This is a genomic window from Gemmatimonas aurantiaca T-27, assembly GCF_000010305.1.
Lineage (GTDB): Bacteria > Gemmatimonadota > Gemmatimonadetes > Gemmatimonadales > Gemmatimonadaceae > Gemmatimonas > Gemmatimonas aurantiaca.
This window is the reverse complement of sequence record NC_012489.1, coordinates 1,761,310-1,787,376: the sequence shown is the minus strand read 5'-3', so window position 1 is coordinate 1,787,376 and position 26,067 is coordinate 1,761,310. Positions and strand designations below refer to the sequence as shown.

At 64.8% G+C, this 26,067-nt stretch carries 25 protein-coding genes; 2 read left to right on the top strand and 23 right to left on the bottom strand.

Going from position 1 to position 26,067, the window contains the following annotated elements; genetic code table 11:
• Window positions 1-15: 15 nt before the first annotated feature.
• The 23 genes from GAU_RS07595 to GAU_RS07480 all read right to left on the bottom strand — a co-directional run bounded on the left by GAU_RS07595 (window position 16) and on the right by GAU_RS07480 (window position 20,894).
• Window positions 16-1,284 carry a hypothetical protein gene (locus tag GAU_RS07595; RefSeq protein WP_156798947.1) on the bottom strand — a complete coding sequence of 423 codons (1,269 nt, stop codon included), beginning with the start codon at window positions 1,282-1,284 and terminating at the stop codon, window positions 16-18.
• Between the two features lie 26 nt (window positions 1,285-1,310).
• Window positions 1,311-1,841: a bifunctional nuclease family protein gene (locus tag GAU_RS07590; RefSeq protein WP_052574308.1), complete on the bottom strand. Its 531-nt coding sequence runs from the start codon at window positions 1,839-1,841 to the stop codon at window positions 1,311-1,313.
• 96 nt (window positions 1,842-1,937) lie between these two features.
• A complete protein-coding gene (metK, locus tag GAU_RS07585; protein ID WP_012682973.1) occupies window positions 1,938-3,110 on the bottom strand; it encodes a methionine adenosyltransferase in 1,173 nt (390 codons plus the stop codon).
• A 68-nt stretch (window positions 3,111-3,178) separates the two neighbouring features.
• Window positions 3,179-4,915, bottom strand: a complete 1,737-nt coding sequence (gene ptsP, locus GAU_RS07580) for a phosphoenolpyruvate--protein phosphotransferase (RefSeq protein ID WP_012682972.1) — start codon at window positions 4,913-4,915, stop codon at window positions 3,179-3,181.
• A complete protein-coding gene (locus GAU_RS07575) occupies window positions 4,915-5,181 on the bottom strand; it encodes an HPr family phosphocarrier protein (protein WP_012682971.1) in 267 nt (88 codons plus the stop codon). Before GAU_RS07575 ends, ptsP begins: the two co-directional genes overlap by 1 nt.
• Window positions 5,174-5,998: a PTS system mannose/fructose/sorbose family transporter subunit IID gene (locus tag GAU_RS07570; RefSeq protein WP_012682970.1), complete on the bottom strand. Its 825-nt coding sequence runs from the start codon at window positions 5,996-5,998 to the stop codon at window positions 5,174-5,176. Before GAU_RS07570 ends, GAU_RS07575 begins: the two co-directional genes overlap by 8 nt.
• A complete protein-coding gene (locus GAU_RS20640; RefSeq protein ID WP_156798946.1) occupies window positions 5,988-6,704 on the bottom strand; it encodes a PTS sugar transporter subunit IIC in 717 nt (238 codons plus the stop codon). The genes GAU_RS07570 and GAU_RS20640 overlap by 11 nt, the downstream gene beginning before the upstream one ends.
• An 8-nt stretch (window positions 6,705-6,712) precedes the next feature.
• The gene (locus GAU_RS07560; RefSeq protein ID WP_012682968.1) at window positions 6,713-7,207 is read right to left on the bottom strand and encodes a PTS system mannose/fructose/N-acetylgalactosamine-transporter subunit IIB; all 495 of its coding nucleotides are present in this window, start codon (window positions 7,205-7,207) and stop codon (window positions 6,713-6,715) included.
• 106 nt (window positions 7,208-7,313) lie between these two features.
• On the bottom strand, window positions 7,314-7,718 hold the full coding sequence (locus tag GAU_RS20635) for a PTS sugar transporter subunit IIA (protein WP_169307625.1): 405 nt from the start codon (window positions 7,716-7,718) through the stop codon (window positions 7,314-7,316).
• A gap of 13 nt (window positions 7,719-7,731) precedes the next feature.
• Window positions 7,732-8,706: an HPr(Ser) kinase/phosphatase gene (gene hprK, locus GAU_RS07550; RefSeq protein WP_012682966.1), complete on the bottom strand. Its 975-nt coding sequence runs from the start codon at window positions 8,704-8,706 to the stop codon at window positions 7,732-7,734.
• A complete protein-coding gene (locus GAU_RS07545) occupies window positions 8,703-9,026 on the bottom strand; it encodes an HPF/RaiA family ribosome-associated protein (RefSeq protein ID WP_041265372.1) in 324 nt (107 codons plus the stop codon). The genes hprK and GAU_RS07545 overlap by 4 nt, the downstream gene beginning before the upstream one ends.
• A gap of 8 nt (window positions 9,027-9,034) precedes the next feature.
• On the bottom strand, window positions 9,035-10,183 hold the full coding sequence (locus GAU_RS20630) for a glycosyltransferase family 4 protein (RefSeq protein ID WP_012682965.1): 1,149 nt from the start codon (window positions 10,181-10,183) through the stop codon (window positions 9,035-9,037).
• On the bottom strand, window positions 10,180-10,692 hold the full coding sequence (nusB, locus tag GAU_RS07530; RefSeq protein ID WP_156798945.1) for a transcription antitermination factor NusB: 513 nt from the start codon (window positions 10,690-10,692) through the stop codon (window positions 10,180-10,182). Before nusB ends, GAU_RS20630 begins: the two co-directional genes overlap by 4 nt.
• Complete coding sequence (gene ribH / locus GAU_RS07525) at window positions 10,692-11,186, bottom strand: 6,7-dimethyl-8-ribityllumazine synthase (protein WP_012682963.1); 495 nt, start codon at window positions 11,184-11,186, stop codon at window positions 10,692-10,694. Before ribH ends, nusB begins: the two co-directional genes overlap by 1 nt.
• A gap of 7 nt (window positions 11,187-11,193) precedes the next feature.
• The gene (locus GAU_RS07520; RefSeq protein WP_012682962.1) at window positions 11,194-12,456 is read right to left on the bottom strand and encodes a bifunctional 3,4-dihydroxy-2-butanone-4-phosphate synthase/GTP cyclohydrolase II; all 1,263 of its coding nucleotides are present in this window, start codon (window positions 12,454-12,456) and stop codon (window positions 11,194-11,196) included.
• Complete coding sequence (locus tag GAU_RS07515) at window positions 12,456-13,139, bottom strand: riboflavin synthase (protein WP_012682961.1); 684 nt, start codon at window positions 13,137-13,139, stop codon at window positions 12,456-12,458. The genes GAU_RS07520 and GAU_RS07515 overlap by 1 nt, the downstream gene beginning before the upstream one ends.
• A 7-nt stretch (window positions 13,140-13,146) precedes the next feature.
• Window positions 13,147-14,301, bottom strand: a complete 1,155-nt coding sequence (ribD, locus tag GAU_RS07510) for a bifunctional diaminohydroxyphosphoribosylaminopyrimidine deaminase/5-amino-6-(5-phosphoribosylamino)uracil reductase RibD (protein ID WP_012682960.1) — start codon at window positions 14,299-14,301, stop codon at window positions 13,147-13,149.
• A gap of 13 nt (window positions 14,302-14,314) precedes the next feature.
• Window positions 14,315-15,337 carry a hypothetical protein gene (locus GAU_RS07505; protein WP_156798944.1) on the bottom strand — a complete coding sequence of 341 codons (1,023 nt, stop codon included), beginning with the start codon at window positions 15,335-15,337 and terminating at the stop codon, window positions 14,315-14,317.
• Window positions 15,334-16,386, bottom strand: coding sequence for a phosphoribosylformylglycinamidine cyclo-ligase (gene purM / locus GAU_RS07500; protein ID WP_012682958.1), 1,053 nt, complete (start codon window positions 16,384-16,386; stop codon window positions 15,334-15,336). The genes GAU_RS07505 and purM overlap by 4 nt, the downstream gene beginning before the upstream one ends.
• Window positions 16,383-17,333, bottom strand: a complete 951-nt coding sequence (locus tag GAU_RS07495) for a PfkB family carbohydrate kinase (RefSeq protein ID WP_197526064.1) — start codon at window positions 17,331-17,333, stop codon at window positions 16,383-16,385. The genes purM and GAU_RS07495 overlap by 4 nt, the downstream gene beginning before the upstream one ends.
• A complete protein-coding gene (gene argS, locus GAU_RS07490) occupies window positions 17,330-18,982 on the bottom strand; it encodes an arginine--tRNA ligase (protein WP_041266199.1) in 1,653 nt (550 codons plus the stop codon). The genes GAU_RS07495 and argS overlap by 4 nt, the downstream gene beginning before the upstream one ends.
• Window positions 18,983-19,011: 29 nt before the next feature.
• Window positions 19,012-19,359, bottom strand: a complete 348-nt coding sequence (locus tag GAU_RS07485; protein ID WP_012682955.1) for an FmdB family zinc ribbon protein — start codon at window positions 19,357-19,359, stop codon at window positions 19,012-19,014.
• Window positions 19,360-19,442: 83 nt separating this feature from the next.
• A complete protein-coding gene (locus GAU_RS07480; RefSeq protein ID WP_169307624.1) occupies window positions 19,443-20,894 on the bottom strand; it encodes a Rieske (2Fe-2S) protein in 1,452 nt (483 codons plus the stop codon).
• Window positions 20,895-21,392: 498 nt separating this feature from the next.
• Here GAU_RS07480 and GAU_RS07475 point away from each other — a divergent pair, with 498 nt between their 5' ends.
• On the top strand, window positions 21,393-24,473 hold the full coding sequence (locus tag GAU_RS07475) for a SusC/RagA family TonB-linked outer membrane protein (protein WP_012682953.1): 3,081 nt from the start codon (window positions 21,393-21,395) through the stop codon (window positions 24,471-24,473).
• A gap of 37 nt (window positions 24,474-24,510) precedes the next feature.
• Window positions 24,511-25,941 carry a RagB/SusD family nutrient uptake outer membrane protein gene (locus GAU_RS07470; protein ID WP_012682952.1) on the top strand — a complete coding sequence of 477 codons (1,431 nt, stop codon included), beginning with the start codon at window positions 24,511-24,513 and terminating at the stop codon, window positions 25,939-25,941.
• Window positions 25,942-26,067: the final 126 nt, after the last annotated feature.

The window sequence follows — 26,067 nt, the reverse complement described above, 5'->3', positions numbered from 1 at the left end:
CAGTGACAAAAGTGCCTACTTCGACTCGCTACTGTCGAACGGTTGCCCCAACTCGGCGGCCAAGGCGGCGCGCAGCTCGGCACGACGCGTGGTGTACGCCTGCTGCACACTGGCCGACGGCTCCTGCTGACGCGCATACGTGGCGTCGAGCGCCGCGATCTCCTGCGCGAGACGATCCGCCAACGGTGCTTCGGACTCGCGGGGCCGCAAACTTGGCGTGATCGCCGCACCGGCACGCTTGCTGGCCGTACGCTGCATCGAACGCGACAGCACCAGCAGCATCATGAAACCGATCGCGGCCAGCAGCGCTGCGATGTACAGATTGCGCCCCGGCGTGCCGGTCGACGGCAGCTCGATGACAATGCGGGTATCCGGCTTGAGATCCTGCGCCAGCGAGCGCTTGAAGTTGCGTCCTTCGAGCGACACGGGCTCCACGGCGGTAAAGCCCTGGCCACTCACACTGCCCTGTGGTTCTTCGAGCAGGACCTCGAACACCACCGCGCCATCTTCCGAGGTCAGCGCCAGCGGAAAGCTGCTGTTGGGCAACTTGTAGGTGAACGCCACCTGCTTGATGCCCGGTGCAATCGGTGAGTACACAGACGCCCGGCCGTTCGATGCTACAAACGCATTGGGTGAGATGTCGCCATCATTGACGCGCACATCCATCGCTGTGGCGGGGATGCTCACCGACCATGTCGGACGCAGTGTCGTGGTATCCACCGACACCAGCGCCTTGAGGCTGTCGTTGGACAATTCGAACACTTCGACGATCGTGCGACGATCCGTGCTGTCCGGACGACTCACAATCAGATGCCGTCCCTTCACCGTGAGCGGGAAGGTGCGTGACGTGGTGTCGAACACCGTGATCTCGGCGGCATCGTCGCGCGCGTTCGCGCTGCGCAGTGGCGCCGTGAAGTAGGCGATGCCGTCCCAGGTGCTGGAGGCGAAATACACCGCGTCGCCTGCGCCACGTGGCACATAGCGAAACCGGTAGCGGCCCGCCGCGTCGGAGCGCGTCGAGTCGATCGCGCCAGCGGTGTCACTGCCGACACGATGCAGCGTGACCCAGACATTGGCTGCCGGCCCCATGCCCGTCGAATCCCCTTGCTCGCCCATGGGGCGTCGCACCCGCCCTTCCACGGTGCGCGGTGCCTGGGCAGCAGCGGACGCAGGCGTTCCTGTCCTGGCGGCAGACGGAGCGACCTGGGCTCCTCCCGAGTGCAAGGGCGCCGTGAGCGACAGCGCAACGGCAACAAACGTGGTCAGGCGGGAGACAGGACGCATGGAGAACGAAGAGAGAACAGGGACAATCACGGCATGAAACGGCCAAAGTCTTCCGGCTGGAGTCGCTCGAGATAGGCCTTGAGCGCGTCTGCCGTCAGCTCCTGCGGCACCGGTGGGGCCTCAGGGAACGACGGCAGGTCGACATCGTCGTCTTCGTCGACCTCGGTCAGTAACGTGTCGGCGACATACACCGGTGAGGACAACCGCAACGCCACGGCGATGCTGTCCGACGGACGGGCATCGATCTTCACCAGCCCACTCGGTGTCTCGATGTGCAGCTCGGCGAAGTAGGTGCTGGCCTTCACATGCGTGATGTTCACACGACGGAGCGTGCCACCCATGCCCGTGATCAGTGCCTTGCACAGATCATGCGTGAGCGGCCGCTCATGTGTGAAATGATTCATCTGCATCAGGATGGACTCGGCCTCGGGGCGCCCGATCCAGATGGGCACCATGCGCTGACCGTCCTGCTCGCGCAGGACGACGACATACGCATTGGAGGTGCTGTCGAGTCCCAGCCGAGCCACGGTGACTTCCACCATCGAGGGCTCCGTCATGGACGCCTCCGCGTTGCGGAAAGAAGAGAGCAGCAGGCGGCGTGCACCCCGCGTACTGACGCGACGTGCACGCCGTACCTCATGCCCTGTACCGGATCATCGGATGGCCTTCTTCAGCGCCGTCACACGATCGGTGCGTTCCCACGTGAACGTGGTGCGCGCGCTGCGGCCACGACCGATGGTTTCCGGCTTGCGGCCGAAGTGACCATACGCGGCGGTGGCCTGATAGATCGGCTTGCGCAGGTCGAGCGCCGTGCTGATGCCACGCGGCGTCAGGTCGAACACCTCCTGCACCGCCGCTTCGATCGCCCGATCGGGCACCGCCCCAGTGCCAAACGTCTGTACGTACACCGAGACCGGCTCGGCGACGCCAATGGCGTAGGCCACCTGCACTTCGCATCGCTTGGCCAGCTTGGCCGCCACGATGTTCTTGGCCACCCACCGCGCCGCGTAACACGCCGAACGGTCGACCTTGGAGGGATCCTTGCCGCTGAACGCGCCGCCGCCATGCCGGCCCATGCCGCCGTAGGTATCCACGATGATCTTGCGGCCAGTGAGCCCCGCATCACCCTGCGGACCACCGATGACAAAGCGGCCCGTGGGATTGATGTGGGTCTTGAGCTTGCGACCGATCATCTCTTCCGGCAGCACCGCGTGGATCACGTCATCGAGGATGGCGCGACGCAGCTTGGTGTTGCTCACCCGCTCGTCGTGCTGTGTGGAGATCACCACCGTGTCGATGGCCACCGGAAGGTTGTCCTCGTACACCACACTCACCTGCGCCTTGCCGTCGGGGCGCAGCCACGGCAGCGTGCCGTCCTTGCGCAGTTCCGACAGGCGATACGTGAGCGCATGCGCGAGCTGGATGGGCATCGGCATGAGCTCCGGCGTTTCGTCGGTGGCGTAGCCGAACATCATGCCCTGGTCACCCGCGCCGCCGGTATCCACGCCCTGCGCAATATCGGGCGACTGACGGTCGATCGTGCTCATCACCGCGCACGTCTTGGAGTCGAACCCGAACGACGCGTCGTTGTAGCCGATCCCGTCGATGGTCCGGCGCACGATCTCGGGCAGGTGCACGTAGGCCGTCGTCGTGATTTCTCCGGCAATCACCGCGAGACCCGTGGTGACCAACGTCTCACAGGCGACACGGGCCTTCTGGTCCTCGGTCAGGAGGGCATCCAGGACGGCATCGGAGATCTGATCTGCGATCTTGTCCGGGTGCCCCTCGGTGACGGACTCCGATGTGAAGAGATGACGATCGGCCACGCGACGCTCTGATGTGAAAGTGAAAACAGGGCCATCCGTTGCAGGCGGACGGCCAAACAGGAACGGTATTAGCGCTCAAGCTCAGCGCGCAACCGACGACGCAGCAGGATCTCGGCTTCGCGCGCAGTTCCGGCTTGCATAGCGGCCCGAGCAGCGTCCTCGGCGGCTCCGGCCCGAACGCCGCGGATGATCCGCTTGACGTCCGCCACCGCCCGGGGGGCCACACTCAACTGCCGGATGCCGAGCCCCATCAGGGCAAAGACCGCCAGCGGCTGAGACGCCATTTCCCCGCACACGCACACGTCGATGCCATTGGCCTCGCCCGTGGATTGGACCTGCGCCATCAGCCGCAGGACCGCTGGGTGGAAGGGAGTGAACCGTGGAGCCAGGTTCGCATTGCCACGGTCGACCGCGAGGGTGTACTGCACCAGATCGTTGGACCCGATGCTGAAGAAGTCCACGTCTCGCACCAGTGTGTCACAGGCGATAGCGGCCGCCGGCGTTTCGACCATCACCCCAAGCGGCACGTCATCGCGGAACGGCACCCGCCGCGCAGACAGTTCGGCCACCGCTTCGGCAATGAGCTGACGCGTCTCACGCACTTCGTCGACCGTGACCACCAGCGGCAGCATGATACGCAGATCACCATGCACGGCCGCGCGCAGCAAGGCCCGCAACTGCACCTTGAAGAGATCACTCTCGTCGAGGCACATCCGGATGGCGCGCCACCCGAGAAACGGATTGGGTTCGGTCGGGAAGCCGCCGACGGGCAATTTGTCGCCGCCGATGTCGAACGTGCGAATCACGACCGGCCGATTACCGAATGCCAACAACACGCGCTTGTAGCTGCGGTACTGTTCTTCCTCGTCGGGCATGCTGGCACGCCCCACGACGAGGAATTCGGTACGCATGAGTCCCACCCCTTCAGCGCCGCTGCCGGCCGCCAGTTCGGCTTCTTCCGGAATGTCGACATTGGCCCGCACCACGACACGCACGTCGTCTCGCGTGATGGGCTCACTGAGCGCCAGCTCGCGCAACACCGGGGCCTGCCCTTCGGCGGCTGTGATACGCGCCCGGGCCTCCTCGATTTCGACGTCGGTGGGCTTGGTGACCAGCGTGCCGTCGGTACCATCGAGGATGGCCGTTTCACCGCCCTGCAGCGCGGCCAGCGCATTGCGCAGCCCGACGACCGCCGGCAGGCCCAACGACCGTGCGAGGATGGCCACATGCGCGGTGGCGGTGCCGGCTTCCGTGGCAATCGCCGCGATGCACTCGCGATCGAGCTGCAGCGTGAGTGACGGCGTCAGGTCGTGCGTGACGAGGATGGCATTGGCGCCACGCGGCACGTCGACGGGATCGTGATCCGGCAGGTGCAGCAGGATGGACAGCACGCGGATGTGCACATCCACCAGGTCGCCGACCTTTTCGCGCAACATGGGTGCGCTGTGGCGTGCAAAGTGTTGCCGCCACTCCAGCAGGACGAGATCAAACGCCTTCTCGGCCCCCAAGTTCTGGCGCACCAGCACGATGGCGCTGTTGATCAGCTCCTTGTCATCGAGAATGGAGAGCTGCACATCAAAAATGCCGGCCTCCTCTGGACCGGCCTGTACTTCGGCGCGCGCGCGCAGCGTACGCAGACGCTCGCGCGCCTGCTCGATCGCTTCGTGCAAGCGCGCGATTTCGGCCTCGATCTCGCTGTCATCGATCAGACGATGGCGGACTTCCGGCACCTCCCAGCGCAGCAAGTGCACCGGACCCACGACGATTCCCGGCGACGCCGGAATGCCGCGGAGGACGGAATCCACTAGGCCTCTCCGAACCGCGAGGCGACCAGCGTCGTCAACGCCTCGAGCGCGTCGTCGGCATCGGGGCCGGTGGCGCGCAGCGTGATCGTGGCACCGAACTCCGCAGCGAGCATCATGACGCCCATGATGCTCTTGCCGTTCACTTCGAGATCGTCACGGCAGATCGTGATGTCAGCCTTGAAGCGCGAGGCTGCCTTGACCACTTCTGCTGCGGGACGGGCATGCAGCCCGTGCTTGTTGACGATTTGGACGGAGCGTTCAGCCATCAATGACCACCGAGTAGAGGACAAAAGCCGCGAGCAGCCACAAGACGACGCGCCACCCTTCAGCGCGGCCCTGCACACGCACGAGGAACACGGCAAGCAGCGGCGTGGCCGCAGCGACACCCATCGGGATGGGGGTCAGCGGTGGTTCGCCACCGATGGCACGATGCACGGCCAACGGTAATGCCAATCCTCCCAACACTGCCGACACCCGACCAATGTAGCGCGGACCGTGCTGCAGCACCGGGTGCCCCAGTGCCGACGCCACCCGCAGGCCGTGTTTCCAGCCGGCACGCAGCGCCCAATCGCGCAACCCGAAATGGCCCAGGTTGTACAGTATCAGGAATCCCGCCATCACTCCAAGCGGGGACCAGCCAAAGCCGAACAGCAGGATGGCCACCAGGGAGCAGGCGGGTAGCCACGCCGCCCACACGAGGCGATCGCCGACACTGCCGAGGGGACCGCACAGTGCGCTGCGGAAGCGTTCGATCTTGGCCGGCGGGGTCTGTTCAAGCTCCGCCCGTGCGAGTGCTCCGACCGCGAGCCCCGCCAGATAGGGGTGGCTGTTGAAGTAGACGGACTGCCGGGCGAGCGCTCCCCGGTACGCCTCGCCGTCAATGCCGCCAGGCAAACGCCGCAGTGCCGGTTCGATGCAGAACCCCATCCCGTTGCCGACCAGCAGCTCGTAGTTCCACGATCCCTGGATGGCGAGCAGACGCAGGTACATCGACATGTGCAGCGGCACATCGAGCGGCGGCGGATCCGCCACCGCAGTGGCGGCGCCACTGGCACCCGGATCGGTAAACCCGTCAGGCGCCAAGGATCACCACCAGCGTGCCCACGGCCAGCGAGAGGAGAAACAGTCGTCGCGTACCGGAGATGGCATGAAAGTCCTTCCACACCGCCGCTGCGGCCACGGCCGCCACGCAGGTGATGACCACGGCGCGTGAAAGGTCGTCCCGCAGCGCCCAGCGAGCGTGCACGATGTCGACCACCGGTGCTGCTGCCAACAACATCACCAGGCCCACCAGGGCCCCGCGCAGCAGGTCGGCCGTCATTCCGAACACCTGCAGACCGATGACGGTGCTGCGGCTCCCGGCGGCGAGTTGCGGCAGGCGAGGGCGCGCCACGTGGGCGATGAGTTGCCGATGCTTGACCATGCTGATGCCGCCCAGCCACGAAGCCAGGATGCCCACCAGCACGGCCATGGCGAACGGTCCCACGGCGGGCATTCCCGTGGGGGTGACATGACTCGCCGCCAACGCGCCCGCCACCACGGAGGCACTGCCCCACTCCGGATAACGTGATGCGCCCACCGGCAGGGATTCCAGTGCCAGGCACTCGAGCGCCGCGCCACAGGTGAGGCCTGCCAACGGTTGCCCGAGAAACGCCCCCCCCAGCGTCGCGCCAACAATCGGGCGCGAGATCATGGCCTGCGGAAAACTCACCACGTCGAGCCCCACCACTCCGGCCAGCAGCACCAGGGGCAGCAATTCGGCAAACGACGCGGGAAGTCCGCCGGGCATGAGCACGCTTATACGCCGACCGTGGAGTGCAGCAGTTCTTCCAGCGGAACCGGGCGGGCCGACGGCACGTCCTGCGCCGTGACTTCGACACCCTGCGCCGCGATATCACGCAGCGCCTGCTCTTCGGAGGGCGTGAGGTACACGTACCGGAGGCGCCCGGTACGGCCAGGCACATGATGCACGCCACCCACATTGACCGTGCGAATGCGCCCGGTGGCGCTCGTGACCAGTCGCAGCATCGTGCCGATATCCCCCACGAGCACAATGCCCGGCTCGGCGTGTTGCTCGAACTGTGCGAGTTTCGCGGTCGCGTCCTCGACGGTGGCGAAGTGCACCGTCATCTCGGGCGGGACGCCCATGCGATAGAGCTCCTGCTCCCACTCGCTGCCCGCGACATCATCGTCGACCAGCACGATGAAGCGCAGTTCGAGGGGTTGTCCCCATCCCACCACCACCTGCCCGTGGATGAGGCGATCGTCAATGCGGTAAAGCGCGATGGGCATGCAGGCGAGCGTACTGAAAGCGAGCGGAGGGACTGCGGGAGAGATGCACAACAAACTACTACCATCCGCGCTCACCGATCATGCGCCGATGCCGTACTGACACGCCTCAGGCGCCGTAGACCACCATGGACGCCTTGCCACGATCGAGCGCACCCTGCACCGCCGTGACCGTATCCGCGTCGTCCTGCATGGCAAAGTCGAGCAGCAGCGAGAGATTCACGCCGGTCACGAGCAGCACGCCCGGACGTTCCCGAATCATGCGCCGGACTGCCATGGTACAACTGCCGGCCGGCAGGTCTGTAAATACGACCTTGGCACCACTGTCATCGATGGCCTGAGCCAACGCGCCCTGGATGTCGTCGAGACACAGCCCGCTGTTGGAAATCGGCAGAAACGCCGCTCCCCGTCCCGTGATCTGTTCGATCGCGGAAATCACGCCGGTGGCGAAGGTGCCGTGTCCGGCCACCACCGCACGAATGGGCATCGCGGCAGGCGCAGCGTCGGTGCTCATCGAAATGTGCTCACTACTCGTCATCCTCCTGCAGGTATCGCTGGACATCCGACTTGCGACGCATGCGGTCGATCAACTGTTCGTTGAATGCCGTCGCCGTATCGTATCCGCGATAATATCGCAGGAGATGGTTCATCGCGATGACCTCGGCGATCACCGTGATGTTTTTGCCGGGATTGAGATGCACCGTGATTTTCGGGATCTCCACGCCCAGGATGTCGATGGTCTGCACGTCCAGTCCGGTGCGGTCGACATGGGCATTGCCATCCCACTCTTCGAGCACGACCACCACTTCGAGGCGCTTCTGCTGACGCACCGCGTGAATGCCGAAGATGGCGGGAATGTCGAGCAGCCCGACTCCGCGAATCTCCATGAAGTGCCGTTGCAGCTCATGTCCACGACCAATGAGCACGTCGTTGCCGCGTCGTGAAACGAAAACCAGGTCGTCGGCCACCAGCCGATGTCCACGCTCCACGAGGTCGAGCACACATTCAGACTTGCCGATGCCGCTCTTGCCCGTGAAGAACAGGCCCACGCCATACACGTCGGCCAGTGAACCGTGCAACGTGGTCGTGGGCGCAAACTGGTCCGACAGAAACGGCTTGATCAGACGGTAGAACTCGGCCGTCTTGAGCTGCGAGCGCAGCACCGTCACACCGGCTTCCTCGGCCAGACGCATCAGCGGCGTGGGCGGCTCGAGGCCCTTCGTGATGAAGGCGCAGGGCAGCGGGAAACCAAAGAACTGTTCGAGGTTGGCAGTGCGCTGCACCTCGCCCAACGACTGCAAATAGGTGATCTCGGTTTCGCCGAGCACCTGAATGCGCTGATACGGGAAGCGATTGATGTACCCCGCAAGCACGAGCCCCGGGCTGGACGCCTCGGGGCTCGTGATCTCACGATCGAGACCGGTGGATGGGCCCAGCAGTTCGAGCTCGAGGGTGTCCTTCATGCGCTCGAACAGGGTGCCGACCGTGAGACGACGATTCACTCGGAGAGATCTCCGGAGCGGCGTTCAACGCGAGGTGCTCGCCTGGTTCGGCGGGCGCGGGAGACCTGACTTTCCAGTCGCTGCACGGCAGCGGACAGGGCGGGTGCGAAGGCGCGGGCGTCGGCGTGAGCAAAAAGCTCTCCCTGACTGCCAGCGCGCAGGACGATCTCGACTCGTCGGGTTGGACCGTCACCCACGAATCGAACGATCGCGTTGGCCACGCGTTTCAATCGCGAGGCAATGCGTTCCACAGCGGCCTGTGCCTGAGCGCGAAGGGTATCGGACACTTCGGCGTGATGCGCGTGCAGGATGATCTCCATCAGCGACCTCACTCGTTTCCCACCACGACTTCTCTGAGGTGGGTTTCGGTCTGATCGGCGGCATTCGCCCAGGTGAACCCTTCGGCGAATTGCCGCGCGGCGGCCCCCAGGTGTTCGACGAGCGCTCGCTCGCCGCTGAGGCGTCGCATGGATGCAGCCATGGCAGCCACGTCCCCGTGTGGTACAAGGAAACCGGTCTCACCGTCGCGGACCGATTCGCGGATTCCCGGAGAATTCGATGCAATCACCGGAGTCCCGCTCGCTGCTGCCTCCAGATTCGTGATGCCCCAGCCCTCCTTTGGTGATGCGAAGACGGTGGCCCATGCCCGACGTAGCAGAGCGCACTTATCAGTCTCGTCAATACGTCCTAAAAACCGTACCCGCGAGCCTACTCCAAGGGTTCCTGCCAACCGCTCCAATTCGGCCCGATATTCCCCGGCACCCGCCACGTCGAGTGTGGCGTTCGGCACCTCACAGGCCGCAAAGGCGCGGATCACCAGATCCACGCCCTTATACTTCTTCAGACGACCGAGATACGCAAAGGTTGGATGAGCCGCACGCTGGGTGGGGTCGGGCGTGTAATGCTGGCTGTCGATGCCGGGGAAAATCACCCGTATACTGTCGCGCGGAATGCCGCGGCGCACCAGATCGTCCTTGGTGCTCTCGCTGATGGCCTCGAACGCATGGCCGGCATAAAACCAGGGCAGCGGTTTCTCGGCCAACCACACCGCCGTGGCCAATGGCGCGGCCAGTTCCTGGAATGCGGTGCCCCCGAACAGATGGGGTACGAGCCCCACCAGCTTGGGCGCACGCCAGGTGGGTGTGAACACGGGCACCTTGTTGATGTCCTCGACGAGCACATCAAAACCGCGCTGCTCCAACTGGGTGTGCCAGTAGCGACGCGCCAGGAACGGGAAGGATTGGCGCGTCCCCACCCGGTGCACTTCGATGCCGTCCAGCGTGGCGCGCGGTGGACAGCCGGGCCATCCGCCACAGAGCAGCACCACCTCATGCCCCGCCTGTGCCAGCCGCCCGAAGATCTCGTGCAGATGGATCTCGGCGCCGCCGGCCTGCGGATTGTCGCGGCATTGCCAGTTCACGACTGCAATCCGCAGACGGTTGCCCGCCTGCGGTGACCGCTCTGTTCGCGCGGTCACAACCGTCCGAGCCGACGGGCGTAGGCGTCGAGCACCCCGTTCACGAAGCGTGCCGAGCGCTCCGTGCCATACCGCTCGGCCAGGTGCACCGCTTCCTGCAGGACCACTTTCACGGGCGTTTCTTCACGGGCCAGTTCCGCAGCCGCCAGACGCAAGACACTGCGTTCGATCGCGCCAAGCCGTTCGAGGCGCCAGTTGGCCGTCACTTCCACGAGCGCCGCGTCGAGCACCGCACCGCGATCCGCCACCGTGGCGATCAGGCGTGATGCAAACAACCGCTCCGCCGGATCGATGGCGAGATCGTCGAATACCGTGGTGGCAATGCGCTTCACCTGGGTCAGATCGCGCAGGTCGGCAGCGTACAGTGCCTGCAGCGCGCGCGCCCGGCCGCGTGTTTCCATGCGCTCTTCACGCGTGACTTTTCGTCCACGTGTGCGACGCCCCTGCTTGGGTGCGAGCGGTTCCTGCATCGGCGCATCCCAGAACGCCTCGTCACGAAGATTCGACATCACTCGCCATCCTCGTCGTAGTCGTTGGCCGGTAGTGCGCGATCGAACAGATCCAGGACTTCCAGCGCGGCCAGGGCCGCATCGGCGCCCTTGTTGCCGTGTACACCACCGGCGCGGGCTTCGGCCTGCTCCAGCGTGTCGGTGGTGAGCAATCCCAGCGTCACGGGCACATCGAAGTCCCGCGACGCTTCCATGAGCCCCCGCGCCGTTTCGCCGGCCACGATGTCGAAATGCGGTGTGTCGCCACGGATGACCGCACCCACCGCGACCGCCGCGTCATAGCGCTCACTGCTCAAGGCGCGGCGTACGGCCACGGGCAGTTCCCATGCGCCCGGCACCCACAACACGTCGATGTTGTCGAATGCCACACCTTTTCCGACGAGGGCCGATACCGCGCCCTCGGCGAGCGGCACCGTCACGCCTTCGTTGAAGCGGCTGGCGACGACTACGATGCGGCGACCTTCACCGCGCGGTTCTCCACTGAACTCAGCCACGTCGATCTCAGATGGCGAAGAGGTGTCCAAGCTTGGTGCGCTTGGTTTCAAGATAGGAAGCGTTCTCATCAGTCGACGGGGCTTCGATACGGACACGATCGGTGAGCACGAGACCGTAGCCGTCGAGCCCCACGAGCTTGCGGGGGTTGTTGGTCATAACGCGAATGGAACGCACACTCAAGTCGAGCAGAATCTGCGCACCGATGCCGTAGTTGCGCAGGTCCGCCTTGAAGCCCAGTTGCTCATTGGCTTCCACGGTGTCGGCGCCACGGTCCTGCAGTTCGTACGCTTTGAGCTTGTTGATCAGGCCGATGCCACGACCTTCCTGATCGAGATACACAATCACACCACGGCCTTCCGCCTGAATCATGGCCATGGCGGTGTCGAGCTGCCAGCCACAATCGCAGCGGCGCGAGTGGAACACATCACCGGTGAGGCACTTCGAATGCATGCGCACGAGCACGCCTTCACCCTGCGAGACATCGCCGTAGGCAATCGCGATGTGCTCGCGCTGATCCACATCGTTCTTGTAGCCGTAGATGCGCCACTCCCCGTATTCGGTGGGCAGGCGCGCTTCGGCGACACGATGCACGAGGCGCTCGTTCTTGAGGCGATAGGCCACCAACTGCGCGATCGTGATGAACGTGAGACCGTGCTGCTTGCAGAACTGCTCGAGCTGCGGACGACGCGAAGTGGTGCCATCCTTGTTGAGCACTTCACAAATGACACCGGCGGGACGACACCCTGCGAGGCGCGCCAGATCCACTGCGGCCTCGGTGTGCCCCACCCGCTGCAGCACGCCGCCATCGCGGGCGCGCAGCGGATGAATGTGCCCGGGCACGCGCAGGTCGGCGCGGGTGGAGTCGGGGTCGGCGGCCACACGAATGGTGGCGGCGCGATCAGCAGCACTGATGCCGGTGGTCACCCCATACTTGGCCGCGGCATCGATGGAGACCGTGAACGCCGTGCCCATCGACTCGGTGTTCTTCTCCACCTGCATCTCGAGACCGAGTCGATTGGCCCACTCGTTGGTCATGGCCAGACAGATCATGCCTTTGGCTTCGAGCATGAAGTTGACCATCTCGGGCGTGACCAGTTCCGCGGCGCAGACGAGATCGCCCTCGTTTTCGCGATCTTCGTCGTCAGCCACGACGATGAACTTCCCAGCCGCGATATCGGCGAGCGCCTGCTCGACCGTCCCGAATACGGGATCGACAGCCGGCCGCTCCGCGTCGCGCGGGACTCCGGCGTTCTGCTCTGAATTGGGCATCAGGACTCTGTAGTGGGCGCGCCCAGGCGCGCAGAGATATGGGCAGCGGAATGCGCGGATGCATGCGCAGCGCCGTGCGCGGCCGTGTAGGCCGTCATCAGTCGTTCGACGTGCTTGGCCAGGACATCGGCTTCGATATGCACGCGGTCCCCCGCCTGCAAGGTGCCGAGCGTGGTGTGCTGCTTGGTGAACTCGATGATCGATAGCTGTACGCCAGTCTCGAGCATCTCGTTCACGGTGAGACTGACCCCATTCACCGTGATGGAGCCTTTGTCCACAGTGAGGGGACGAAGCGCGGGCGGCAGCTCCACGTCGACCAACCACGCGTCGCCGGCCATGGCCGTGCGCAACACGAGCCCCAGGTCGTCGACGTGGCCGAGCACCATGTGCCCGCCAAGACGATCCCCCATGCGCATGGCGCGCTCGAGGTTCACGCGTTGCCCTGCGGTCCACTCACCAATGACGGTGCGTCCCAGGGTGGTCTCGATGGCCGCCACCGTGAACCAGCTCCCGTGGGCATCATCGGCACCATGTTCGCGAACGGTTAGGCACGCGCCATTCACCGCGACACTTTCGCCATCGGTCAGTTCCGGGTAGGCGCAGCGGATGCGCAACTCCCGTCCAGCCGGTGTGTCGGCGACGTGCTCGATGAGCCCGACGTCATCCACGAGCCCCGTGAACATCCGTTCTTCAGTCTCCGAAAACAGCGTAACGGGTCATCAGGTCGTCGCCGAACACGCGGCGTTCGAGCACCCGCAGGCGCGGCGCAGTATCTGCCACCGCAGCGGGAAACGTGGCAAACGCCGACACGGCGCCTGCCCCCAGAATGACCGGAGCCTGAAAGATAATCAGGTGATGGACGAGTCCGGCGTGCAACAGGGCGGAACCCAGTTCAGCCCCCCCCTCCACCAGCAGATGGCGCACCCCTTCGGCCCAGAGCGTCCGCAGGGCGTCGGCCAGCCCGGCGGCCTCCAGCACCTGCACACCGGCATCGGCCAGGGCATTGGCCGCCACGGGCCGGGGCGCATGGGTGATGACGCTGACCGGGATCTCTCCGGCCGTGCGCACCAGGGCACTGTCGAGAGGCAGGCGGCCCTGCCGATCGAAGACGATCCGGCGCGGAGCCACCCGCGGGGCCTCCACGAGGCGGACGGTCAGGGCCGGATCGTCGGCCAAGGCGGTGCCGATGCCGACGGCCACCGCGTCCGCGTCAGCCCGGAGAGCGTGCACGGCGGCGTGGGCAGCCGGCCCGGTGAGCCAGCCGCGCTGACGCGAGGCGTCGACAATGGCGCCGTCGATGGACACAGCCAGCTTGAGGGTCACGAATGGGCGATCCGTGCCCCGGGCGGCATGGAAAAAGGGCGCGTTCTGCACCAGCGCTTCGTGCTCGCACACCCCGACCGTGACACGGATACCGGCAGCCTCGAGCCGCTCAATGCCCCCCGCGGCCTTGGGGTTGGGATCGCGTGTGGCGCACACCACGCGCGCCACTCCGGCCGCGATGAGGGCTTCGGTGCACGGTGGTGTTTTGCCATGATGGTTGCACGGCTCGAGACTCACATAGGCCGTTGCCCCGCGCGCCGCGTTGGCGGCCACCGCGTGTGCGGCCGCCAGGGCATGCACCTCCGCGTGTGGCCCACCGTATTGCTGATGCCACCCTTCGCCCACCACCTGCCCGTCACGCACCAGGACAGCGCCCACCTTGGGGTTGGGCGCCACCTGACCGGCGCCCCGCTCTGCCAACGCGATGGCCCGACGCATGAAGCGCACGTCATCGACGGTATGTGTCGACGCGTGCGCTTCCTGGTCGTCCCCGGCGCGGTGATTGCGCGGCGACGCGCTCATGGCGTGTGACGCATCAGAATCGCACCGTCAGCCCCATCGAGGCATACCGGTAGGCTTCATTGGCACGCCGACCGCCAAATTGGTTCACCGTCTGTTCGATGGTCCCCGCGCTGGACCAGCCATACTCGCCCACGACACGCACGGCTGAAATACCAAACGAGGCATTCAGAAACGCCGTGTTGCGCTTCGAGCGCGTGCGCACATCGCTGAGGTTGACCGCACTGCGCAGCGTGGCCGAGCCCACCGATTCGTTGACCACACCGTCCATGCTGGAGGTGCCGTCGATTTCGTCACGTCCGATACCCGCCGCGAGGCCCACGATCGCGATGCGCTTGCTGGCCACCAGCCGCCACGTGTTCGACGTGATGGCGATGTTCTTCACGTTGAGCGTGTCGTTGCCGGGCGTGTAGCCGATGTTCTCGGTCGGCAGCTTGCGGCGCATGTAACTGATGCTGACCCCCGGCACCACCGACGACTCCTGCAGTGCCCCCACACGAACGCCGTAGGACACGGCGAAGTTCGATCCGGTGGGCTTGAGGCGGAACGTGCCTTCGGACGCCTCCGGCACAAACGTCACCCCAAGCAGCGCATCGATGCCGCCCACGTTGGTGAGTCCGGCCGGAACGCCCGAGAACAGCCCCACGGCCACATCGGCGCTGGGGACCGGCACGTACGTGCGCTTGGCACCGAAGTCACCGGGTTGTGCTCCAATGGCCGTGGAAATCGGCACGGAATTGCGGGGCAGATACCCTTCCACCGCCGACACGCGCACACTGAGTGCACGCTTGCCCCAGCCACCCATCGTGCCGCCTTCACCGAGCACGGGGTTCCCCGCGGACAGTGCCACACCAACCTGCGGCACGATGAACGCGAACAGGTCGCGTCCCTTCTGACAGGGGTCCGCGGCCGAGCCATTGAACGTGGCCATGGTGCACTGGCCCGTCGTCGTCTGCGCTCCGGCCTCCGACGCCAACATGCCTACCGCGGCAAGCTGCAGTGTGGCGACGGCGAGGAACCCCTGTCGGCGGCGCATCACGCACCCAACCCGCGCAACTGCACTTCGCCGCTGCCCTTTTCGACGCTGCCCAGTTCCCAGGCGTCGATGCTGCACGCGGCGGCACGCGAAATCAGTGCCGACACATTCTCTCTGGCCGTGATCACCACCATGCCCACTCCCATGTTGAAGGCGCGGAACATCTCCATTGGACTCACCTGCCCCGCTTCGGCCAATACCCGGAAGACAGAGGGGATGGTCCACGTGGACGTATCCACCACGGCATCGAGGGTGTGAGGCAGCGCACGATTGAGGTTGCCCGGCAAGCCGCCGCCCGTGATGTGCGCCATCGCGTGAATGGAGCCCAGCAGAGGCTGGAGGCACGTCAGGTACGAACGATGCACCTTGAGCATGACATCGGCCACGCTCGCGCCGTCGGCATCGGGGAACAGGTCGTGCACACCGAGATTGAGGCGATCGCTGATGATGCGACGCGCCAGCGAATACCCATTGGTGTGCAGGCCATCACTGGCCAGCGCCACCAGCACGTCACCTTCTTCCACGCGTACGCTCGAGAGCACCTGATCTTCTTCCACGATCCCCGTGATGAAACCGGCGAGATCGTAGTCCGGCGGCGTGTACACCCCGGGCATTTCCGCGGTCTCGCCACCGATCAGCGCACACAGATTCTCCCGGCAACCGGCCGCCACACCCGCCACCACTCCTTCCACCACGGCCGGCTCGAGTTTGCCAAACGCCACGTAGTCGAGGAAGTACAGCGGCACCGCCCCTTGCACGAGGATGTCGTTGGTGCAGTGATTCACCAGACAATGTCCGATGGTGTCGTGCCGATCCGCCTCGATGGCGATCTTGATCTTCGTGCCCACGCCGTCAGCACTCGCGACAAGCAGCGGGGCCCGATAGCGATCGGGCACACGGAACATGCCGCCGAAACCACCAAACGCTCCGCGCGATCCGGCGGTCATGGTGGACTGTACGAGCTTGGCCAGCCGGTTCTTGGCATCATCAGCCGCGTCGATATCGACGCCGGCGGAACGGTAGTCGAGGGGCTTATTGCGGAAAGGCGTCATGCATCGAGCTCCGAATCGAAGGCCACGAGTTGGCGGAATTCCTGAACACGTGCGTCGATATCTGCACGCGTGATTTCAAGCAGCCGTGTATTGGAGAACTTCTCCACTGCAAACGATCCCATGGCCGAACCGACCACCACCGCGCGGCGCATCGCCCGCTCGCTGATGTCACCCGTGGCCGCGAGATAGCCCATGAAACCACCGGCAAACGAATCACCGGCGCCCGTAGGATCGAACACACTCTCGAGTGGATAGGCGGGCGCAAAGAACACGCTCTCGCGATTGAACATGAACGCACCGTGCTCACCCTTCTTGATCAGCACGTGCTTCGGTCCCTTGTCGAGAATCCAACGCGCAGCCTGCACCAGGTTCGTGTGCTCGGTGAGCTGGCGCGCTTCGCCGTCGTTGAGCGTGATCAGGTCGACATGCTTGAGCAATTCGATCAGCTCCGGGCGACGCGACTCGATCCAGAAATTCATCGTGTCGCAGGCCACCAGTCGCGGCTTCTCCACCTGCTCCAGCACCTGCAACTGCAGACGCGGATCGATGTTGGCGAGAAACACGAACGGCGCGCGGCGGAACTGCTCCGGGATATTCGGGCGGAAGTGCGAAAACACCCCGAGGTGTGTCTCGAGCGTTTCGGCCGAGTTGAGGTCGTGACGGTACCGTCCACGCCAACGGAAGCTGGTGCCTTCCACCTTTTCGAGGCCGGCGAGGTCGACGCCACGCTCGGCGAGCGGTGCGAGCTTCTCCACCGGATAGTCGTCACCGACCACACCGACGAGCTGCACGGGCGCAAAGTGCGACGCCGACGAAGAGAAGAATGTGCCGGAACCACCCAGCACCTCATCGGCCTTGCCAAACGGCGTTTCCACCGAATCGAGTGCCACCGATCCGACGACCAGCACCGGGTTGGCAGCGGAAGACGAGTTCACAGACGAAGTCACATGCGCTCCGGCGCCGTCAGTCCGAGGATGCGCAGACCGGCGGCAATGCCGAGCTGCGTGGCACGCGCGAGCACGAGACGCGCGCGCGTGATGGCCTCGGGTTCTCCGAGGACGTGATGTTTGTGATACCAGGTGTGTGCGGCACGTGCCGTCTCGAGCAACCAGCCCGCAATGCGGTGTGGCTCGAGATTGTCGGCGGCGCCCTTCACGATGGCCGGGAAGTCCAGCAACTGCTTGATCAACTCCTGCTCGGCCGGCTCACTCAGGACTCCGAGGTCCACGCCCTCGGCCGTGACACCGGTGGCATCGATTTCGCCGACCCGGAAGATGCCGCACATACGCGCATGCGCCATCTGCACGTAGTACACGGGGTTCTCTTCCGACTGACTGCGTGCGAGATCCACGTCGAACACGAGCTGGGAATCGCCCTTGCGCATCAGATAGAAGTAGCGGACCGCATCACGCCCCACTTCGTCGATCAGGTCACGCACGGTCACGTATGAGCCGGCGCGCTTGGAGATCTTCACCTCTTCGCCACCCTTCATGACCGTGACCATCTGATGCAGCACGTAGTCGGGATACCCCTGCGGGATGCCGATCCCCAATGCCTGCAATCCGGCCCGCACACGTGTGGTGGTGCTGTGATGATCGGCACCCTGCACGTTGATCGCACGGTGATAGCCGCGTTCCCACTTGGTCACGTGGTACGCCACATCGGGAACGAAGTAGGTGTAGTCACCTCCCTTCGCCTCGCTCTTCTTCATCACACGGTCTTTGTCGTCGCCGAAGGCCGTCGTGCGGAGAAACAACGCGCCGTTGTCCTCGAACGTGTAGCCGGACTGCTTCAGCGCCTCGACGGTCTTGTCGACCCGACCGTCGGTGTACAGCGAGCTCTCGAGATAGTACGTGTCGAACTTGACGCCGAATGCCTGCAGATCGAGGTCCTGTTCATGACGCAACGCGGCCACGGCAAATTCGCGCATCGCCTCGAGATCCTTGCCCTCGGCGTCGACCGCGTGCTGCGCGACGTAGCGCTCGGCGATCTCGCGGATGTACTCCCCGTGGTAACCACCTTCCGGAATCTCGAGCTCCGCGCCACCGATCTCCCGCACACGCGCCTGCGTGCTCTTGGCGAGGTTCGCGATCTGCGCACCGGCATCGTTGTAGTAGAACTCCCGATCGACGTTCCAGCCGGTCCATTCGAGCAGCGTGCTGATCGCATCGCCGAGCGCCGCTTGACGACCATGCCCGACATGCAGCGGACCAGTCGGATTCGCGGAGACAAACTCCACGACCACCCGCTCTCCCTGCCCGATGTTGTGGCGTCCCCACTGTTCCGGCGCGGCCAGAATCTGCAGCAGACCACGGGCCTGGAATCCGGGATCGAGGCGGAAGTTGATGAAGCCCGGGCCGGCGATTTCCGCCGCACTGATGCCCACACGCGCCGTATCGAGCGCCGCAATGAGCGCTTCCGCCAGATCGCGCGGCTTCTTGCCGAGCGGCTTGGCGAGGGTCATGGCGAGGTTCGTGGCCCAGTCGCCGAACGACGGATCGCGCGGACGTTCGAGCACCGGCGCCACATCGTCGGGCGCGCCCAGGGAGCGCGCGGCACGCACGAGTTCCGCGCGCAGTGCGTCAGCGTGGCTCATGGGCTCTGACTGCTCATTCGCGGCGGCGCTCACTCGGACTTGCTGCTGGAGGACGAGGAGCTCCCCGATGTGCCGCCGGATGCGCCACCCGATGATCCACCGGACGATGCACCTGACGCACTCCCGCCCGACGGGGCCGAGTCACTCTTCGGTGCACTCGAATCGCCACCGGCAGGACGCTGGTCCTTCTTGCCGTCCTTGCCGTAGTCGGTGATGTAGAACCCCGACCCCTTGAACAGGAGACCGGCGCCACCGGAAATGATCCGCGTGGCCACCCCATCGCCGTTGGGCGACGGAATCGTTTCGGGGACCTCGGAGATCTTGAAAATGCGCTCGATGATCGTCCCGTCCGGACAACGGAACTCGTAGGTCGGCATGGCGACAACTGGGGCAAAAGGGAGCTAAGTCGAACAGCCCCAAAAGTTAGCCGCGCTGCAGAGGGGGTACAATTGGTACGGGGCTACAGTGTCACCACCAACGTCGCCGCCCCCGGCGTATAGATGACGGTGTAGCGCTTGAGATCATCCGTGAGCTGCGAGCCGTCGGGCAGGTTGTTCCCATCGCGGTCAAACAGCGCGCCGTGATTCGGGCAGCGGAAGCTCGCGCCGTTCACCACCAGGATCGTGGTGCCGGCATGTGGGCAGACCATGGAGAAAGCCGAGAAGCTGTTGGCGCTGGTCCGGACAATGGCCACCGGTCCACCGCCGACGTTGCCGACACTGCCCGCCACCCCACCGACATTGGCCAGCGCCGGCCACGCCGCGATGGTCACCTGCAGGCCGGGCGGGTTCACGGTGAGCGTGACGGTGATGGTGCGGTTGGTCAGCCCGGACGCCGCGACAATGACCGTGGCGGTATACGTGCCAACGGCCAGCCCCGTGATGATGGGGCGAAGTGTGAGCGTGGCGGGCGCCGTGGTGGAACTCAACGACGTCGTGAGCCAGCCAATGGCTCCCGGGGCGTAGTTCACCGATGTGGTGATACCGAGGACCGAACCGCCACCGCCGTTGTTGCATTCCACCGTCTGCGCGGCGGGTGTGGTGCCCTGGGCCACGGTGAAGGAGAGGGCGCTGGCGGAGAGGAGCAGCGACGCGGGCGAAGACGGGTCCTGCACCAGCATCGTGACCGCAACCGTTTGGGCGCCGGTCGAGACATTGGGCGCCGATACCGTGACTGTGGCGGAGTAGGTGCCGGCCGGGATGGTGCCACGCGCGGCGGTCAGGGTGAGCGTGGCCGGTGTCGAGGCCTGGTCGATCGCCACATTGAGCCACCCGCTGCGCTGGTTGGGTGCATACGCCAGCGACACCTGCAGGCCGCTGACCGAGCCGCCGCCGTCATTGCGGACCGCGATCGTTTGAGGCGCCATCGTGCCACCACTGATCGAGGTGACAAAGACCGCCGAGGAGGAGGAGAGCGCCAGCGCCGGGGGGGTGGGCACGCCACCTATAGTGAGCGTCCCATCGGCATTCGTGCGGACGGCAACGGGAGCCAGGCTGGCGGTTTCCTGTCCACCGGTCCATTCCCCATCCAGCGCAAAACGGGCGCCGTGGTTGGGGCACACGAACTCGGCAGATCGGACGTCGACAATGGTGCCCTTGTGTGGGCAGACGAGAGACAGCGCCCGGTACTGCGTGGTGGAAAGGCGCTCCACCAGAATGGGCGAAGACGGCCCCGACGAAACCACCACCCGCCCGCCGACCTGCTGCAGCGCGGTCACCGGGCGTGGATCGAAGGTGAATGGCGTGGAGGGGAATGGAGGAATGACCGACGGACCGGAGATCACCCCGTCGCCACAGGCCGTGGTGACCAGCGCCCCCAGCGAGAGTACCGACGCGGAGGCAAGAAACTGTCGACGGTCGAAGCCGGCGGCAGAGGCCGCACATGAGACGCAGGAGGTACTCTCGGACGGCATGGGTCGGATGCGAAGGAAGGGACGGTCGACGGTCATGCGATGAGCTCCGTCCCAATCCTAATGATTCTCGCCCGGTCGCGATGGTGGGCCAGATCACGGATGCCATCCGTATGAATCGGAGCCGGCGGTGCGTTATGCAGCAGCGCCCATTGGGTGCGGTTGGCGCGTCAGTGGCCGGTCGAGGCCGGCAAAACCAATCGGTGACATTTAGGGATGAAATGTTACCAGCAGTGAGATTGTCACGATTGAGCCGTGATGGAGTTCGGACGGCATACAGGACCCGAACATGGGTAGTCCCCTATCGACGCTGGTCGTCCCATCCATTCGCGTGACGCCACCTGTCCCTGTGCTGTTCCCCGTTTACCTTTGCGTCATCCTCGACGGGTCTGTCACTGTTCAGTTACAGGGACCTCCCGCATCGCCTGTGATGGACATTCCATCTGCTTGCGACAGAACGTCGAGCGATCCGCCGCAGTACTCCCCTCCATCGGAGACCCTATGGGTAGGTTCTTCAAGTTCGTGGCCGCGGCTGCCATGGTCGCCCTCCTGCCGTTCCGTGCGGACGCGCAGACCCGTGATATCACGGGTAAGGTGACAATGATTGGCACCGGCCAACCCCTTCCAGATGTCACTGTCAGCATCGTCGGCCAGCAGGTCGGTGTGCGCACCAACGAACGCGGGGAATACCGCATCCGGGTGCCGGCCGGTGAAGCATCACTCATGGCGCGTACGCTGGGCTACAAGCGCGCCACGGTCCGAGTCGCCCCGACGGCGACCACGGCCAACTTCGAGCTCGACAAGGACGTGCTGCAGCTCGAAGGTGTGACGGTTACGGGTGCCGCGACGACGGTTGATCGTCGTGTGGCTGCCACCGCGGTGGCTTCGGTCAGCGCGACGGAACTCAATCGCGTGCCGGCCCGCTCGGTCGAAAGCAACCTGGCTGGTAAGGTTGCCGGTGCCCGCGTGTTCGAAAACAGCGGCGCGCCGGGCGGTGGTGCCCAGGTGCAGATCCGCGGCGCCACGTCGGTGCTGGCGCAGGGTGATCCGCTCTACGTCGTCGACGGCGTCATCATCTCGAATGCTGGCTACTCGTCGGGTGCCAGCTCCGTGTCCCGTGCTTCAGGCACGACCGGCTCGAGCCAGGACCAGGTCGTCAATCGTCTCGCCGACCTGAACTCCAACGACATCGAGAGCATCGAAGTCCTGAAGTCGGCGGCGGCAACGGCCATCTACGGCTCGCGCGCCACCAACGGCGTGGTCGTGATCACGACCAAGAAGGGCCAGGCCGGCGCCACGCGCTGGAACCTGACGCAGCGCGTCGGCACCCAGCAGATGGTGCGTTCGCTCGGCCAGCGTGAATACCGCGACCTCGACCACGTGCTGCCGTTCGTCGGCGGCCCGATCGGTGAAGCGGCGGCTCGCGCGGCTTGCACCCCGCAGTGCACCAACTACGACTGGCAGGGGCAGCTCTACGGCCGCACCGACCCGTCGTGGGAAACGCTGCTGTCGGCGGCGGGCGGCTCGGGTAACACCCGCTTCTTCGCCTCGCTCAACGACCGTCAGGAATCGGGCATCATGATCAACACCGGCGCGCGTCGTACCGGTGGCCGCATCAACCTCGATCAGACGATCGGCAGCAAGCTCACGGCCAGCATGGGTGTGGACGTGACGCGCAACTTCCTGCAGCGCGGTATCGGCAACAACGCGAACTCGGGCACCAGCCCGACGTACGAATTGGGCTACACGCCGGCCATCATCGACCTGCAGAAGCGTGGCGCCGACGGCCGTTTGCCGCTCATGCCGTTCCACGGCGGCGGTTTCAACACGGCCAACCCGTTCGAAGTCATGGAAGCCGTGCAGGGTGACGAAACGGTGTTCCGTCAGGCCGGCAACCTCCGCGTCGGTTACGCCGCGGTGGCCACGGCCCGCCACAGCGTGCAGCTTTCCATGCTGGCCGGTGTCGATCGCTTCCAGCAGGAAGGCGTCGTGTACTCGCCGAACTACCTCCAGTTCGAGCCGGCCGACGGTCTCCGCGGCACGGCGGGGCAAAACAACATCTCCAGCCTCCAGACCAACGCGGGCGTGAACGCCGTATGGACCTGGACGCCGGGCACGTCGCTGATCACGTCGTTCACCACGTCCGTTGGCGGTACGTATGAGCGTCAGAAGGTGGATCAGTATCGCATCCGCGGCCGCAACTTGCTGCCCGCATCGCGTGTGGCCGCCTCGGCGACCGACGTGGCCATCGTAGACGACCGCGCGGAGTTCCGCGACCAGTCGCTGTACGTCAACGAACAGGCGTTGTTCCTCGACGAAAAGCTGGCCCTGAACGTCGGCGTGCGTGCCGACCGTTCGAGCGCGAATGGTGACCGCGAGAAGTACTACCTGTTCCCGAAGTACTCGGGCTCGTACCGCTTCGTGAAGCCGTTCACGGACAAGCTGGATGAAGTCAAGTTCCGTGGCGCCTGGGGTCAGTCGGGCAACCGTCCGCGCTATGGCGATCGTGACGTGATCTACGCCAACGGTGGTACGATGGCTGGCCAGGGCTCGCTCGTATCGGCCGCGCTGCTGGGCAACGCAGCGATCAAGCCGGAAGTCATGAACGAACTGGAATTCGGTGTGGACGCGACGCTGCTCGGTGGACGCATCGGCGTCGAAGCGACGCGCTACCAGCGTAAGATCACCGACCTGCTCCTCACGTTCCCGCTGCCGCCGTCGTCGGGTCTGGGCAACCAGATCATCAACGGTGGTCAGTTGTCCGTGCTGGGTTCGGAAGGTGTCCTCTCGCTCGTGCCGCTGCGTCGCGGCAGCTTCGAATGGACCAGCCGTATCATCTACAACACGAACAAGCAGTACACGAACAACATCCCGGTGCCGGCCTTCAACGCGCCGAACTCGTTCGGTGCCGCCTACGGCCGTAACCGCATCGCGGCGAACACGATCTCGACGCTGATCTGGTCGAACGCGCCGCTCCGTTGGAACCAGGCCACGCAGGCGTACGTTGCGGTTGACACCATCACGGGCAACGCGAACCCGATCCACACCACCACGTTCAACAACGACTTCACGTGGAAGCGCCTCACGATGTCGGTGCTGCTCGACTGGCGTGCGGGTGGTGATGTGTCGAACATGACGAACAACCTGTGGGATGAAGGTGGCAACGCCCGTGATTACGACGATGGCGCGCCGACGCAGATCATCACGCCGCGTGGCTCGGGCAATCCGGGCGATGCGAGCTATGTGCCGGGCTCACGCCTGTGCGGCAACCAGACGCTGGGTGCCTGCCGTTACGCCACGTTCAACGCTGGCGACACGCGCGTGTACATCCAGAACGGTTCGTACGTGAAGGTTCGTGAAATCACGCTGAACTACCAGGCGCCGGATTCGTGGGCGCAGAAGGTGAAGGCCAAGTCGCTGCGTATGAACCTCAGCGGCCGTAACCTGTTCATGTTCACGGATTACTGGGGCTTTGATCCGGAGTTCAACAACTTCGGCAATCAGAACTTCAACCGGTTCATCGACCTCGCGCCGTACCCGTCGAGCCGCCAGTTCTTCTTCAGCGTCGACCTGGGGTTCTGATTCCATGACGACAACAAACCATTCCGGCGTCTCACGGATGACTTCGAAGACCACGCGCACCATCGGTGCGCTGTCCCTCGCGTCGCTCTCGCTGGCTGCCTGCAGCAAGGACACGCTCAACATCACCAACCCGAACTTCCCGACGGTGGCGGGTGCCAGCGCCGATCCTCAGGCGTTGCAGTTGCAGGCGACTGGCCTGCTGCGCCAGAACCGCGGCAACACCGGCACGTACATCGGCGACCTGGGTCGTTTCGGACGTGAGTCGTACAACTACACGCCAGCAGAAGGCCGCAATACGTCGGCCTACCTGATCGGCTTGTCGGGCCAGAACAAGCTCGATCCGGCTGGCTTTGCCATCGGTAGCTGGGCGGGCCCCTACGGCAACCTGCGCGACGTGTTCAACTTCAAGAACACGGTTGCCGCCTCGTCGCTCACGGAACCCCAGAAGCGGGCCGCGCTTGGCTTTGCCAAGACCATGGAAGGGATCGAGTTGTTGTATGTCATCGCGACACGCGACACACTCGGCGCTGTGCTCCAGATCAACCAGAATGCGACGGAAATCGCGCCGTTCGTCTCGCGTGATTCCACGTACAAGTACATTCTGGCCAAGCTGGACGAAGCACAGGCGGATCTCGTGGCTGCCGGCACGACGGCGTTCCCGTTCACCTTCCACGGTGGTTACGCCGGTTTCAACACGCCGGCCACGTACATCCGCTTCAACCGTGCCTTCGCGGCACGAGCGGCGGCGTACTATGCCACGTCGGGCGGTGGGGCAGCAGCGTGGGCCCGTGCTCGCACAGCACTGGATGCCTCGTTCATCAACACGTCGGCCACGACGGCGGCGCAGTACAATGTGGGTGTGTTCCATCCGTACGCGGCGGCGCCAGACGTGAACAATCCGTTCAACGTGTCGACCAACACCACCCTGTACGCCCACATGTCGATCGATGCCGACGCGCCCCTCAAGGCCGACGGTACCAAGGACAACCGTTTCCTCGCTAAGATCGGCACCCGTCCGCAGGGTGTTGCTCCGCAGGGACTCGGTATCCCGTCGACACTTGGTTTCAACATGTACCCGACCATCTCGTCCAGCATTCCACTGATTCGGAACGAAGAGTTGATCCTGCTTCGTGCCGAAATCCTGCTGGCAACGGGTGACAAGGCGGGTGCGATCACGATGATCAACAACATCCGTGTGAACTCGGGCGGCCTCGCGCCAACCACGCTCACGGCCTCGTCGTCGGATGCCGACGTCCTCACCGAAATCCTGCTGCAGAAGCGCTATTCGCTGCTGTACGAGGGACACCGGTGGGTGGATATGCGCCGCTACGGCCGTCTGAACCAGCTTCCGCTGGACATCACGACGGGTGTGAACGCGCACTTCGTGGCGCGTGTGCAGCCGATCCCGCAGACCGAATGCCTGCAGCGCGTCGGCAAGACCGGAGCCTTGGCTGGTCCGGGCTGCTGATCACCGCAGCGAGTTGAGGTTGGATACACAAACGCCCCCCGGAGAAATCCGGGGGGCGTTTGTGTTCGGTGCGTATCGAGACGGAGTAGCAGGTTCGCAGCACATCGATCAGCTCGTGGCCCCGCC

What these genes read in the sequence shown, in the direction of transcription:
- GAU_RS07595 (WP_156798947.1), bottom strand. Translation starts at nt 1,284, where the DNA reads ATGCGTCCTGTCTCCCGCCTGACCACGTTTGTTGCCGTTGCGCTGTCG.
- GAU_RS07590 (WP_052574308.1), bottom strand. Translation starts at nt 1,841, where the DNA reads ATGACGGAGCCCTCGATGGTGGAAGTCACCGTGGCTCGGCTGGGACTC.
- GAU_RS07575 (WP_012682971.1), bottom strand. Translation starts at nt 5,181, where the DNA reads ATGGCTGAACGCTCCGTCCAAATCGTCAACAAGCACGGGCTGCATGCC.
- GAU_RS20640 (WP_156798946.1), bottom strand. Translation starts at nt 6,704, where the DNA reads ATGCCCGGCGGACTTCCCGCGTCGTTTGCCGAATTGCTGCCCCTGGTG.
- GAU_RS07560 (WP_012682968.1), bottom strand. Translation starts at nt 7,207, where the DNA reads ATGCCCATCGCGCTTTACCGCATTGACGATCGCCTCATCCACGGGCAG.
- GAU_RS20635 (WP_169307625.1), bottom strand. Translation starts at nt 7,718, where the DNA reads ATGAGCACCGACGCTGCGCCTGCCGCGATGCCCATTCGTGCGGTGGTG.
- GAU_RS07545 (WP_041265372.1), bottom strand. Translation starts at nt 9,026, where the DNA reads ATGGAGATCATCCTGCACGCGCATCACGCCGAAGTGTCCGATACCCTT.
- nusB (WP_156798945.1), bottom strand. Translation starts at nt 10,692, where the DNA reads ATGTCGAATCTTCGTGACGAGGCGTTCTGGGATGCGCCGATGCAGGAA.
- GAU_RS07520 (WP_012682962.1), bottom strand. Translation starts at nt 12,456, where the DNA reads ATGCCCAATTCAGAGCAGAACGCCGGAGTCCCGCGCGACGCGGAGCGG.
- GAU_RS07515 (WP_012682961.1), bottom strand. Translation starts at nt 13,139, where the DNA reads ATGTTCACGGGGCTCGTGGATGACGTCGGGCTCATCGAGCACGTCGCC.
- ribD (WP_012682960.1), bottom strand. Translation starts at nt 14,301, where the DNA reads ATGAGCGCGTCGCCGCGCAATCACCGCGCCGGGGACGACCAGGAAGCG.
- purM (WP_012682958.1), bottom strand. Translation starts at nt 16,386, where the DNA reads ATGACGCCTTTCCGCAATAAGCCCCTCGACTACCGTTCCGCCGGCGTC.
- argS (WP_041266199.1), bottom strand. Translation starts at nt 18,982, where the DNA reads ATGAGCCACGCTGACGCACTGCGCGCGGAACTCGTGCGTGCCGCGCGC.
- GAU_RS07485 (WP_012682955.1), bottom strand. Translation starts at nt 19,359, where the DNA reads ATGCCGACCTACGAGTTCCGTTGTCCGGACGGGACGATCATCGAGCGC.
- GAU_RS07480 (WP_169307624.1), bottom strand. Translation starts at nt 20,894, where the DNA reads ATGCCGTCCGAGAGTACCTCCTGCGTCTCATGTGCGGCCTCTGCCGCC.
- GAU_RS07475 (WP_012682953.1), top strand. Translation starts at nt 21,393, where the DNA reads ATGGGTAGGTTCTTCAAGTTCGTGGCCGCGGCTGCCATGGTCGCCCTC.
- GAU_RS07470 (WP_012682952.1), top strand. Translation starts at nt 24,511, where the DNA reads ATGACTTCGAAGACCACGCGCACCATCGGTGCGCTGTCCCTCGCGTCG.